At 47.5% G+C, this 13,603-nt stretch carries 8 protein-coding genes and 2 rRNA genes; all 10 read right to left on the bottom strand.

The features are described 5' to 3' along the window. Positions 1-135 precede the first annotated feature (135 nt). Positions 136-3,051, bottom strand: a 23S ribosomal RNA gene (locus ACJA3J_RS00490). Positions 3,052-3,222: 171 nt separating this feature from the next. Beyond that, positions 3,223-4,787, bottom strand: a 16S ribosomal RNA gene (locus ACJA3J_RS00485). The 16S and 23S rRNA genes sit together here, the layout of an rRNA operon. Before the next feature lie 375 nt (positions 4,788-5,162). Continuing rightward, positions 5,163-6,653 (bottom strand): lysine--tRNA ligase, encoded by a 1,491-nt coding sequence (gene lysS / locus ACJA3J_RS00480; protein WP_089654574.1) that lies wholly within the window; start codon positions 6,651-6,653, stop codon positions 5,163-5,165. 211 nt (positions 6,654-6,864) lie between these two features. Beyond that, positions 6,865-7,362: a 2-amino-4-hydroxy-6-hydroxymethyldihydropteridine diphosphokinase gene (gene folK, locus ACJA3J_RS00475; protein ID WP_089654575.1), complete on the bottom strand. Its 498-nt coding sequence runs from the start codon at positions 7,360-7,362 to the stop codon at positions 6,865-6,867. After that, positions 7,359-7,724, bottom strand: a complete 366-nt coding sequence (gene folB, locus ACJA3J_RS00470; protein ID WP_406945260.1) for a dihydroneopterin aldolase — start codon at positions 7,722-7,724, stop codon at positions 7,359-7,361. Before folB ends, folK begins: the two co-directional genes overlap by 4 nt. Next, on the bottom strand, positions 7,717-8,550 hold the full coding sequence (gene folP / locus ACJA3J_RS00465) for a dihydropteroate synthase (RefSeq protein WP_089654577.1): 834 nt from the start codon (positions 8,548-8,550) through the stop codon (positions 7,717-7,719). The genes folB and folP overlap by 8 nt, the downstream gene beginning before the upstream one ends. Positions 8,551-8,672: 122 nt before the next feature. Next, entirely contained in the window at positions 8,673-9,599 is a 927-nt protein-coding gene (gene cysK / locus ACJA3J_RS00460; RefSeq protein ID WP_181898744.1) for a cysteine synthase A, read from the bottom strand. A 150-nt stretch (positions 9,600-9,749) separates the two neighbouring features. After that, positions 9,750-10,640 carry an Hsp33 family molecular chaperone HslO gene (gene hslO / locus ACJA3J_RS00455; RefSeq protein ID WP_406945259.1) on the bottom strand — a complete coding sequence of 297 codons (891 nt, stop codon included), beginning with the start codon at positions 10,638-10,640 and terminating at the stop codon, positions 9,750-9,752. Positions 10,641-10,645: 5 nt separating this feature from the next. Beyond that, the gene (locus ACJA3J_RS00450; RefSeq protein WP_089654579.1) at positions 10,646-11,437 is read right to left on the bottom strand and encodes a type III pantothenate kinase; all 792 of its coding nucleotides are present in this window, start codon (positions 11,435-11,437) and stop codon (positions 10,646-10,648) included. 129 nt (positions 11,438-11,566) lie between these two features. After that, positions 11,567-13,591, bottom strand: coding sequence for an ATP-dependent zinc metalloprotease FtsH (gene ftsH, locus ACJA3J_RS00445; RefSeq protein WP_115895227.1), 2,025 nt, complete (start codon positions 13,589-13,591; stop codon positions 11,567-11,569). Positions 13,592-13,603 lie beyond the last annotated feature (12 nt).

The following is a 13,603-nucleotide window of genomic DNA, read 5'->3' as shown; positions in this document are numbered from 1 at the left end:
GGACAAGATATATTATATTGTCTCTTGAATTAAATTTCAAGGGTTAATTTCAAGTTTTTTTGAAAACCCTCAAAACTGGATAAGGAAACATCTTGTTTGAAAAAGTACGATCTTTTCACGAATGATTTTCATCAGATAGATAAGTCATCGATCCATTAGTATCCGTCAGCTCCACGTGTCACCACGCTTCCACCTCGGACCTATCAACCTCATCGTCTCTGAGGGATCTTATTTGCTTAAAGCAAAGGGAAATCTCATCTCAAGGGGGGCTTCATGCTTAGATGCTTTCAGCACTTATCCCGACCACACGTAGCTACCCAGCGATGCTCCTGGCGGAACAACTGGTACACCAGCGGTGTGTCCATCCCGGTCCTCTCGTACTAAGGACAGCTCCTTTCAAATTTCCAACGCCCACGACGGATAGGGACCGAACTGTCTCACGACGTTCTGAACCCAGCTCGCGTACCGCTTTAATGGGCGAACAGCCCAACCCTTGGGACCGACTACAGCCCCAGGATGCGATGAGCCGACATCGAGGTGCCAAACCTCCCCGTCGATGTGGACTCTTGGGGGAGATAAGCCTGTTATCCCCGGGGTAGCTTTTATCCGTTGAGCGACGGCCCTTCCATGCGGAACCGCCGGATCACTAAGCCCGACTTTCGTCCCTGCTCGACTTGTAGGTCTCGCAGTCAAGCTCCCTTGTGCCTTTACACTCTGCGAATGATTTCCAACCATTCTGAGGGAACCTTTGGGCGCCTCCGTTACCTTTTGGGAGGCGACCGCCCCAGTCAAACTGCCCACCTGACACTGTCTCCGGACCGGATCACGGTCCTGGGTTAGAATGTCCGTACAGCCAGGGTAGTATCCCACCAGCGCCTCCACCGAAGCTAGCGCTCCGGCTTCTAAGGCTCCTACCTATCCTGTACAAGCTGTACCAACATTCAATATCAGGCTACAGTAAAGCTCCACGGGGTCTTTCCGTCCTGTCGCGGGTAATGTGCATCTTCACACATAGTATAATTTCACCGGGTCTCTCGTTGAGACAGTGCCCAAGTCGTTGCACCTTTCGTGCGGGTCGGAACTTACCCGACAAGGAATTTCGCTACCTTAGGACCGTTATAGTTACGGCCGCCGTTTACTGGGGCTTCGGTTCAACGCTTCGCATAAGCTAACGCATCCCCTTAACCTTCCAGCACCGGGCAGGTGTCAGCCCCTATACTTCGCCTTACGGCTTCGCAGAGACCTGTGTTTTTGGTAAACAGTCGCTTGGGCCTTTTCACTGCGGCTCCTCGGCAGAGGAGCACCCCTTCTCCCGAAGTTACGGGGTCATTTTGCCGAGTTCCTTAACGAGAGTTCTCCCGCTCACCTTAGGATCCTCTCCTCGCCTACCTGTGTCGGTTTGCGGTACGGGCACCTCTTTCCTCACTAGAGGATTTTCTTGGCAGTGTGAACTCAGGAGCTTCGGTACTCTATTTCCCTCCCCATCACAGCTTGACGTTGCCGGACGGATTTGCCTATCCGACCGTCTCACTGCTTGGACGCGCACATCCAGTGGCGCGCTCTCCTTATCCTCCTGCGTCCCCCCGTCGTTCAAACGGAAAGGAGGTGGTACAGGAATATCAACCTGTTGTCCATCGCCTACGCCTTTCGGCCTCGGCTTAGGTCCCGACTAACCCTGAGAGGACGAGCCTTCCTCAGGAAACCTTAGGCATTCGGTGAAAGAGATTCTCACTCTTTTTTCGCTACTCATACCGGCATTCTCACTTCTAAGCGCTCCACCAGTCCTTACGGTCTGACTTCACGGCCCTTAGAACGCTCTCCTACCACTGATCATAAGATCAATCCGCAGCTTCGGTGGTGTGTTTAGCCCCGGTACATTTTCGGCGCAGAGTCACTCGACCAGTGAGCTATTACGCACTCTTTGAATGATGGCTGCTTCTAAGCCAACATCCTGGTTGTCTAAGCAACTCCACATCCTTTTCCACTTAACACACACTTTGGGACCTTAGCTGGCGGTCTGGGCTGTTTCCCTCTCGACCATGAACCTTATCACCCACGGTCTGACTCCCAGAACAAAGTCTATGGCATTCGGAGTTTGACTGAATTCGGTAACCCGATAGGGGCCCCTCGTCCAATCAGTGCTCTACCTCCATGACTTTCTATTCTGAGGCTAGCCCTAAAGCTATTTCGGAGAGAACCAGCTATCTCCGTGTTCGATTGGCATTTCACCCCTACCCACACCTCATCCCCGTAATTTTCAACTTACGTGGGTTCGGGCCTCCAGTCAGTGTTACCTGACCTTCACCCTGGACATGGGTAGATCACACGGTTTCGGGTCTACGACCGCATACTCACTCGCCCTATTCAGACTCGCTTTCGCTGCGGCTCCGCTTCTGCTGCTTAACCTCGCATACGGTCGTAACTCGCCGGTTCATTCTACAAAAGGCACGCCGTCACCCATTAACGGGCTCCGACTACTTGTAGGCACACGGTTTCAGGTTCTCTTTCACTCCCCTTCCGGGGTGCTTTTCACCTTTCCCTCACGGTACTGGTTCACTATCGGTCACTAGGGAGTATTTAGCCTTGGGAGATGGTCCTCCCGGATTCCGACGGAATTCCTCGTGTTCCGCCGTACTCAGGATCCACTCCGGAGAGAGAAAGATTTCGACTACAGGGCTGTTACCTGCTCTGGCTGACCTTTCCAGATCGATTCGCCTATCTTCCTCTTTGATAACTCCAATGGAGTGTCCTACAACCCCAGAAAGCAAGCTTTCTGGTTTGGGCTGATTCCGTTTCGCTCGCCGCTACTTGGGAAATCGCATTTGCTTTCTCTTCCTCCGGGTACTTAGATGTTTCAGTTCCCCGGGTGTGCCTGCCTATACCTATGTATTCAGTATAGGATACTGTTCCATTACGAACAGTGGGTTTCCCCATTCGGAAATCTCCGGGTCAAAGCCTACTTACGGCTCGCCGGAGCATATCGGTGTTAGTCCCGTCCTTCATCGGCTCCTAGTACCAAGGCATCCACCGTGCGCCCTTATTCACTTAACTATCTTCGTGAAAAGACGTTTACAATTTCAATTAGATGTCTTGTCATCAATTGTCTCATCGTTAGATGAAGACAATGATTCCTTATCCAGTTTTCAAGGTTCACAAGTTGAAAGATCGTTTGATCTCTCAAAACTGAACAACCAACACAGTACGTTTCCGTTATATCCTTAGAAAGGAGGTGATCCAGCCGCACCTTCCGATACGGCTACCTTGTTACGACTTCACCCCAATCATTGGCCCCACCTTCGGCGGCTGGCTCCAAAAAGGTTACCTCACCGACTTCGGGTGTTGCCAACTCTCGTGGTGTGACGGGCGGTGTGTACAAGGCCCGGGAACGTATTCACCGCGGCATGCTGATCCGCGATTACTAGCGATTCCGGCTTCATGCAGGCGAGTTGCAGCCTGCAATCCGAACTGAGAATGGTTTTATGGGATTTGCTACACCTCGCGGCTTCGCTGCCCTTTGTACCATCCATTGTAGCACGTGTGTAGCCCAGGTCATAAGGGGCATGATGATTTGACGTCATCCCCGCCTTCCTCCGGTTTGTCACCGGCAGTCACCTTAGAGTGCCCAACTGAATGCTGGCAACTAAGATTAGGGGTTGCGCTCGTTGCGGGACTTAACCCAACATCTCACGACACGAGCTGACGACAACCATGCACCACCTGTCACTTGGTCCCCGAAGGGAAAGCCCTATCTCTAGGGATGTCCAAGGATGTCAAGACCTGGTAAGGTTCTTCGCGTTGCTTCGAATTAAACCACATGCTCCACCGCTTGTGCGGGCCCCCGTCAATTCCTTTGAGTTTCAGCCTTGCGGCCGTACTCCCCAGGCGGAGTGCTTAATGCGTTAACTTCAGCACTAAGGGGTGGAAGCCCCCTAACACCTAGCACTCATCGTTTACGGCGTGGACTACCAGGGTATCTAATCCTGTTTGCTACCCACGCTTTCGCACCTCAGCGTCAGAAACAGACCAGAGAGTCGCCTTCGCCACTGGTGTTCCTCCACATATCTACGCATTTCACCGCTACACGTGGAATTCCACTCTCCTCTTCTGTCCTCAAGTTCCCCAGTTTCCAATGACCCTCCACGGTTGAGCCGTGGGCTTTCACATCAGACTTAAGGAACCGCCTGCGCGCGCTTTACGCCCAATAATTCCGGACAACGCTTGCCCCCTACGTATTACCGCGGCTGCTGGCACGTAGTTAGCCGGGGCTTCCTCGTTAGGTACCGTCAAGGTACCGCTCTATTCGCACGGTACTTGTTCTTCCCTAACAACAGAACTTTACGATCCGAAGACCTTCATCGTTCACGCGGCGTTGCTCCGTCAGACTTTCGTCCATTGCGGAAGATTCCCTACTGCTGCCTCCCGTAGGAGTCTGGGCCGTGTCTCAGTCCCAGTGTGGCCGATCACCCTCTCAGGTCGGCTACGCATCGTCGCCTTGGTGAGCCGTTACCTCACCAACTAGCTAATGCGCCGCGGGCCCATCTGTAAGTGATAGCAAGAAGCCATCTTTCAACTTTCCTTCATGCGAAAGAAAGTATTACCCGGCATTAGCCCCGGTTTCCCGGGGTTATTCCGATCTTACAGGCAGGTTGCCCACGTGTTACTCACCCGTCCGCCGCTCGTTCCACGAGCTTCACCCCGAAGGGATCCACTCGCTTCCCGCGCTCGACTTGCATGTATTAGGCACGCCGCCAGCGTTCGTCCTGAGCCAGGATCAAACTCTCCATAAAAGTTAAGTTTGACTTGCTCATTTGCACACCGAATGTGCTTGTTTCAAATCTCTTCTATAAAGAAGAAATGTTTTGACGTACTGGTTGGTTCGTTCAGTTTTCAAAGATCAAATGTTTGTTTGCCGCTTCAAAACAGCGACTTAATTAATATATCATGTGCAGTTGTTTTCGTCAACAACTTTTTATGATTTATTTTGTTAAGCCGTTTGCGGCTGGCCGCTCTGTTAATGCGACAAGTAATAATATATCACGGGATCCAAAACCACGCAATAGGTTTTTCGTAAAAAGATAATTCAGATTATTGCCCTTCATATAGTGAGTAGTCCTATAGATAAAAAAACAATCCCCCAGAAGAATCCGGGGGGATTGATAACCTTATGATTCACGATTTCTCATTTGCGGGAACAGTAGAACGTCACGAATAGAAGGGGAATCTGTCAGCAGCATGACTAGACGATCGATCCCGATTCCTAGACCACCCGTTGGAGGCATTCCATATTCAAGGGACTCAAGGAAGTCTTCATCCATCATATGTGCTTCATCATTTCCTTCTTCTCTTTCTTTCAGTTGAGCTTCGAAACGTTCTCTTTGATCAATCGGATCATTCAACTCAGAGAAAGCATTCGCATGTTCACGTCCAACAATGAACAATTCGAAACGATCCGTAAATCTTCCATCCTCTGGATTCTTCTTCGCAAGAGGAGAGATCTCTGTCGGATGGCCATAAATAAAGGTAGGCTGAAGTAATTTTTCTTCTACGCGCTGTTCAAAGAATTCATTCACAATATGACCAAATGTCATCGTATCTTTAATTTCAACGCCGTGCTCTTTAGCAAGCTCTTTGGCACGATCATCAGTCATTTGCTCCCAGAAGTCCACCCCTGTGTGTTCTTTGATGGCATCTACCATATGAAGACGTGTCCACTCTGGCTCTAAATCGATTTCTTGTTCATTGTAAGTGACTTTCGTTGTACCAAGAACCTCTTTAGCGATATGAGCAACCATGTTTTCTGTCAGGTTCATGATGTCATGGTAATCGGCATAGGCTTCATACAGCTCAATCATCGTAAACTCAGGGTTGTGACGAGTTGAGATTCCTTCATTACGGAATACACGTCCGATTTCATATACTTTTTCCAAACCACCTACGATCAAACGCTTCAGGTGCAGCTCGATAGCGATACGCATATACAACTGCATGTCCAGTGCATTGTGGTGTGTAATGAAAGGACGGGCGGAAGCTCCACCTGCGATCCCGTGCATCAATGGAGTTTCTACTTCTAAGAAACCTAAACCATCTAGATAACGGCGCATAGACTGAATGATCTTACTACGCAGTACAAACGTGTCTCTACTATCAGGGTTTGTAATAAGGTCTAAGTAACGCTGGCGATAACGTTGTTCGACATCTTGCAAGCCATGGAATTTTTCAGGAAGTGGGCGTAGAGACTTCGTAAGCAATTGGTAGTCTGCTGCTTTCACGGAAAGTTCTCCAACGTTTGTCTTGAACATCACGCCGGAAACTCCTACGATATCTCCTAAATCAGCAGATTTGAACAGATTGTCGTAAGCTTCTTCTCCAATTTCATCTTTACGAACATAAAGTTGGATTTGGCCGGTCAGATCCTGAATATGTGCAAAACCTGCTTTTCCTTTTCCACGCTTCGTCATGATTCGTCCAGCAATGGTTGCTGGGAACTGCTTTTCCTCCAGTTCCTCTTTCGTATATTGATCGTACTTCTCTATTAAGTCTTGGGCGTAGTCTGTGCGGTCGAATTTGTCACCGAATGGGTCGATGCCCTGTTCGCGGTGAGTATTCATCTTATCGCGACGCACCCGCATATGTTCATTAAGTTCTTCCGTCATTGCTATCACTCCATTCCCTGATCTTTTTGGGTACTTACCGTTACAATAACAAAAACTGCCAGCATGGGACTGGCAGTATCTAACTATCGTTTAGTATAAAAAAGTACTATGAGCGTGTCAATGTTGAAAGGGTAAGGATTCTTACATTTACTCCCCTATTTCAACAGCCAACGAATACCAAGCCCCTTCTATTTGACCTTGCACGATATCACTATATTCTTCCCCACTTCTTCATGCTTCTCACTTCTTCTGATGGAAGCAACCCAAGAACTTCTCCCGCTGTTTGTTGTAAATGAGGAAGGAAAGCTTGAGCATCCAAATCTGCTAAAGGGACCATCACAAACGCCCGTTCGTGCATATGAGGATGGGGGATCGTTAATTGCTCTGTTTTCATATCATCCTGGTTATAAAGTAATATATCGAGGTCGATCGTACGCGGCCCCCACTTTATCACGCGCTTTCTCCCAAGTTCCTGTTCAATGCCCTGGCAGTACTCCAGCAATAAGGGAGGGGACAAAACCGTTTCCACTTGAATGGCCATATTTAAAAAGTCGTTTTGTTCTGTGTATCCGACAGGGGCCGTTTCATAGACCGCTGACTTTTTTCGGACCGTTATATCCTCATGCTCCTCTAGCAGCGAGATCGCATCTTTCAAAAATGCTTCCCGTGGTGAAATATTCGACCCTAACGCAATATACGCGATATTCATGTTTCCCGTCTCCGGTAGATCTCGATCGCAACCGATTTATAATGACCAGGAATTGGAGGGTCAGGCTTATATACTTTTATGAGGCATCCTTCCAACAGGGGAAACTCTCCGAAAAGTTCATTGGATAGTTTTTCCGCCACTGTTTCGACGAGTTTATGGTGTTTTCCTTCCACTGTTTTTTTAGTGACCTCGTAAATGGCACCGTAATCAATCGATTTTGTCATATCATCAGATTCTGCTGCTGGCCTCAAGTCCAACTCAAGCTCAAGATCCACATAGAACCGTTGTCCGAGTTTGTTCTCTTCGGGAAAGAGACCATGATAACCCCAGAACTCCATTTGATTCACATATATTTTATCCAATTCCTTCACCCTTCCCGAGCATAGCATCCATCATTTTCGTCATTCGTACAATGGGCTTTACATCATGCACCCTTACAATATCCATGCCTTGTGCCACTCCATAACAGACAGTTGCACCTGTCCCTTCCATCCGTTCCTCTTTCGGAAGATCCAGGGCTGTACCGATAAATGATTTCCTGGAGGTTCCTAATAAAATCGGGTAACCAAGTTCCTTTAATTCTGCTAAATTTCGCATGACCTCCAAGTTTTGTGCTTGAGTTTTGGCAAAACCGATACCTGGATCGAGGATGATGTTCTCATCTTTAACACCCGCATCCTTGGCTATCTTAATGCTTTTTCGGAGATCATTTTTCATGTCATCCATTAAAGATTCGTAATTTCTGTCTGACCGGTTATGGGTAAGGATGATAGGTACACCATAACGGGCAGCGACTTCAGCAATAGCGGGTTCTTTAATCGCACCCCATACATCATTAATGATCGACGCACCTGCCTCGACCGCCTTCTCAGCCACTTCTGCTTTATAAGTATCAATGGAAAGAGGAAGGGGAACTGCCTTTTTGACCGCCTGGATCGCAGGGATGACTCGTTCCAGTTCCTCCTCAGCTGTTACGGGTTGATGGCCGGGACGTGTGGATTCACCGCCGATATCAATGATATGCGCTCCTTCTTCTTCCATCATCTTCGCTTGTTTGACAGCGTGATCGAGATCAAAATAAAGCCCTCCATCAGAAAAAGAATCTGGCGTAATATTAAGAATCCCCATCACAAGAGTTTCCTTTGTTAGGTCGAACGTTTTTTCAGAAGTTTTTAATTGGGTGTTCATATGTTTCCCTCGTTTCCATCATTCTCTTCCCCTATCTTACATCATTTCAAAATTTCTATCACACGTGCACGGTTGGAAACACAAATAAAAACTGCACCCCATAGAGGTGCAGTTGCCTAACCTTATTCTTCGTCGAACTGATAAAGAGGAGTAGATAGATAACGCTCACCATTACTAGGGATGATCGCTACAACCTTCTTCCCTTTGCCAAGCTTTTTGGCTACCTGCTTCGCAACGTGGATAGCGGATCCGGAAGAGATTCCTCCCAGAATTCCATCTTTTCTAGCGGCTTCCCTCGCAGCTTCGAATGAATCTTCTTTCGTTACTTTAATGACTTCATCATAGATTTCCGTATTCAGGATACCAGGTACAAAGCCTGCCCCGATTCCTTGGATCTTATGTGGACCAGGGTCTCCGCCGGATAAGACCGGAGATTCTTCCGGTTCGATCGCATAAATTTTGATGTCCGGGTATTTCTCCTTCAACACTTTACCCGCGCCCGTAATGGTTCCACCTGTTCCGATACCCGCAACGAATGCGTCCAATTGGTCACCCATTTGCTCGACAATTTCCGGTCCGGTCGTTTTTTCGTGAATGAGTGGGTTTGCTTCATTGTTGAACTGTTGAGGCAGGAAGTAGCCCTTCTGTTCTTGGAGTTCAGCTGCCTTTTTAATGGCGCCTTTCATCCCTTCACTACCTGGAGTAAGAACGAGTTCTGCTCCATAGGCACGCAGAAGGTTACGACGTTCTTGACTCATCGTGTCTGGCATAACGAGTATGGCTTTGTAACCTTTGGCCGCTGCAATCATAGCCAGACCAATCCCCGTATTCCCGCTCGTCGGTTCAACAATAGTATCTCCCTCTTTGAGACTTCCATCTTTTTCAGCTTCTTCAATCATGGAAAGAGCAATACGGTCTTTAACGGAACTGCCCGGATTCATGTATTCCAGTTTAAGATAAATATCTGCACTGTCTTCCTCCGCGCTTCCGTTCAGTTTGACCAATGGAGTTTGCCCAACTAATTCGCTTACGTTATTTACGATTCTCAATACACTCACTCCCAAAACCAAGTATTTTAATAGGATTTAAACCTAATGTACTGAATAAGAAGACAATTGTCAAACATTTCAATCCTGCATTATTAAAGGAAAAGGCGAAACCGCGGTTTCGCCTTTTATTATATCATTTTTGGTTTTCGTTTATGATGTGGAATCCGTATCTTGAGATTGCAGCTCTTTTAGGTCTTCTACATTGAACTGGTAATCTTCGTTACAGAAGTGGCACTTCGCTTCTGCTCCCTGATCCTCGTTGATCATGCGTTCAATTTCTTCATCCCCTAGGCTCGCAATGGCCATTTCCACCCGTTCACGTGAACAGTGGCACTGAAACTTCACTGGCACCGTATCCAGTACACGCACATTTTCTTCTCCAAGAACCGTGTGCAGAATTTCTTCTGGGGTTTTGCCGTCGCGTACGAGAGAAGAAATCGCAGGCATTTCTGAAAGTCTCTTTTCAATTTGGCTGGTCATCTCTTCGTCAGCTCCCGGCATCATTTGGACAATGAACCCCCCGGCAGCAAGAATGGAATAGTCCGTATCTACAAGCACTCCAGCTCCAACAGCTGAAGGCACTTGCTCAGAGTTTGCAAAGTAATAAGTGAAGTCTTCACTGATCTCGCCGGACACGAGGGGGACTTGACCTGTAAAGTGGTCTTTCATACCCAAGTCCTTCACGATACTTAACGTTCCTGACGTTCCAACAGCTCGGGCCACATCCAATTTCCCTTGGGCATTTGATTCGAAATCCACATGAGGGTTTTTGATATATCCACGAACTTCCCCTTTAGAGTTTGCATCTGCGATAATGGCGCCAGCAGGGCCGTCCCCTTCGACCTTCACTGTGAGCTTATCATTTCCCTTAAGCATCGCTCCCATCATGCCGCTGATGGTTAACGTACGTCCTAGTGCTGCTGATGTCGTTGCCCACGTATCTTGTCTGCGTCTTGCCTCTTCGACTGTTTCTGTTGATTGAATGGCATAAGCCCTCACCTGGCCGTCGAAACCTATGGCACGCACTAAATAATCTGACATGCTATTCATTCTCCTTTAAACGCTTTTTTCTCTTTGTTCCTTTGATATATCTTATGAAGACCTTTCAACGTCAAGTAAGGATCGACATGATCGATCGTCCTTGACTGACCGGCAATTAAATTGGCAAGACCGCCTGTAGCGATAACCGTCGGTGTCTGATCGGATGTTTCCTTCATACGACGAACGACTTCATCGACCTGACCTACATATCCATAGTAGACGCCGGACTGCATGGCTTCAACAGTGCTTTGACCAATAACATGTTCCGGACTCTTAATTTCGATTTTTGGAAGTTTGGCTGCTTTCGCGTAAAGAGCTTCCATCGAGATATTAACCCCTGGGGCAATGGCACCTCCAAGGTATTCCCCTTCAGCATTAATATAACAATAAGTTGTCGCTGTTCCAAAGTCGATGATGACTAAAGGAAGTGGATACTCATCAATGGCACCTACCGCATTGACCACTCGATCTGCTCCGATTTCATTCGGGTTTGGATATTTCATCGGCAATCCGTGATCCACCATCCCCTCACCTATGATCATCGGTTGCTTTTTAAAATAATATCGAGACATACGATCAAGTGCAAACATAATCGGTGGTACGACGGACGAAATTATTACGCCGTCCATATCTTCGAAACGCAACCCTTCGTGATCGAAGAGTGATTTAATCAACATTCCGAACTCATCTTCTGTTTTATGACGATCGGTTTTGATCCTCCACTGATATTTCAAAGAGTCATTCTCAAATACGCCTAGTACAGTATTGGTATTTCCCACATCAAGGACAAAATTCATACATGAAGCCTCCCGTGTCATTTCCTTCGGCTACCATCATATCACATGAACCCGCCGTTACGCTCTTTTAGCACACAGAAAAAGCCACACCACCCATTTCCGGGCTGATGTGGCTTTGCTCATGAACCTTTAAGAACGACGATCCTCTGAATCAGATGAATCTTCATCTTTTGAATCTTTCTTCGTTTCTTCATGAGTTTCTGTCTCTTCTTCTTGTTCATCTTCTTTGGATTGAATAGTCACACGGACATCCTCATTGTTGGAAGACGTGTTGTTCTTGATTTTCGCATTGTGTTCACGTGCGATTTCTTCAAGCTCTTCATCCGTCGGAAGACGACCTTTATCAAATAGAGAACGAATTTGAGTTGCATCAAGTGTTTCGACATCTAATAGTGTCTTCGCAATCAACTCAAGCTTGTCTTTATTTTCAGTAAGGATCGTTTTCGCACGGTCATAACAGTACTGAATGAAGTTCTTCACTTCCTGATCGATTTCATAGGCAATTTGATCACTGTAGTTCTGTTCATTCTGGATATCACGTCCAAGGAAGACCTGTCCGCCAGAATTAGAGCCGAACTGAAGTGGACCGAGTTTTTCACTCATGCCATACTCTGTGACCATTTTGCGTGCGATGCTGGTTGCACGCTGGAAGTCATTGTGAGCTCCAGTACTTACTTCACCAAAGATGATTTCTTCGGCTACACGACCACCGAGTAATCCTGTAATCTTATCGAACAATTCCGGTTTCGTCATAAAGTAACGATCTTCTTTAGGAAGCATGACGGCATATCCTCCCGCCTGCCCACGAGGAACAATCGTAACTTTATGGACCATATCCGCATCATCAAGCACCATACCGATTACTGTGTGTCCACTTTCGTGGTGGGCAACAATATCGCGTTCTTTCTTAGAAATCACACGACTCTTCTTAGCAGGCCCTGCAATCACGCGGTCAATCGCTTCATCTACGTCATCCATATCGACTTTCTTCTTATCTCCACGCGCAGCTACTAGAGCAGCTTCGTTCAATAAGTTTTCCAGGTCGGCACCAGAAAAGCCTGGTGTACGGAGCGCAATCGTCTTCAAGTCGACGTTCTCAGACAACGGCTTGTTCTTCGCGTGTACAGCAAGTACTGCTTCACGGCCTTTAACATCTGGACGATCAACTGTAATTTGACGGTCAAAACGACCCGGACGTAGAAGGGCTGGGTCCAGGATATCCGGACGGTTGGTCGCAGCGATGATGATGATTCCTTCATTGACACCAAAACCATCCATTTCAACAAGCAATTGGTTCAACGTTTGCTCGCGCTCATCGTGACCTCCGCCAAGACCAGCTCCACGTTGACGACCTACGGCATCAATTTCATCAATGAAGATGATGCCTGGTGCGTTCTTTTTCGCATTTTCAAACAAGTCACGGACACGGGATGCACCGACACCGACGAACATTTCAACGAAGTCAGAACCACTGATGGAGAAGAATGGTACTCCTGCCTCACCAGCTACAGCACGTGCAAGTAATGTTTTACCTGTACCCGGAGGTCCAACTAATAAGACACCCTTAGGAATACGGGCACCAACAGCAGAGAATTTACGAGGGTCTTTAAGGAAGTCAACGACTTCGACAAGCTCCTGCTTCTCTTCATCTGCTCCAGCAACATCTTTGAAGCGCACTTTCTTCTTCTCTTCTGAATACATCTTCGCCTTACTCTTACCAAAGTTCATGACACGACTTCCGCCGCCCTGCGCCTGATTAAGCAAGAAGAAGAACAAAATAAAGATAATGACGAACGGGATGATGGACGTTAGAAAAGTCACCCATGCGCTAGGCTGCTCTTCTTGTTCAACAGTCAGATTACTCTGTTCTTGAGCTGTCTGTGTGATTTGAGCAATCACTTCATCATTAGCTGGAAGTTGCGCGACGAAAGTTTCGCCCTCTTCCGCTCCCTGTTCTGTACCAGTTACACGAACCACCCCATTGACAGGCTGAATCGTCATTTCCTGGATTTCACCATTATTCAATTTATTGTAGAATTCATTGACATTATATTCTGTTTGCGGATCACCTTGACCTCGGAATAGACCGACCACGCCGATAACCACGAGGAAGATAAGTAAGTAAAATATGGTATTACGAAAGATCCGGTTCATTGCCTACCTCCT

It is taken from the genome of Halobacillus sp. SY10, from assembly GCF_045401165.1.
GTDB classification, from domain to species: Bacteria; Bacillota; Bacilli; order Bacillales; family Halobacillaceae; genus Halobacillus; species Halobacillus aidingensis.
Note: the sequence above shows the minus strand (reverse complement) of the source record. Positions and strands in the feature narration are given on the sequence as shown.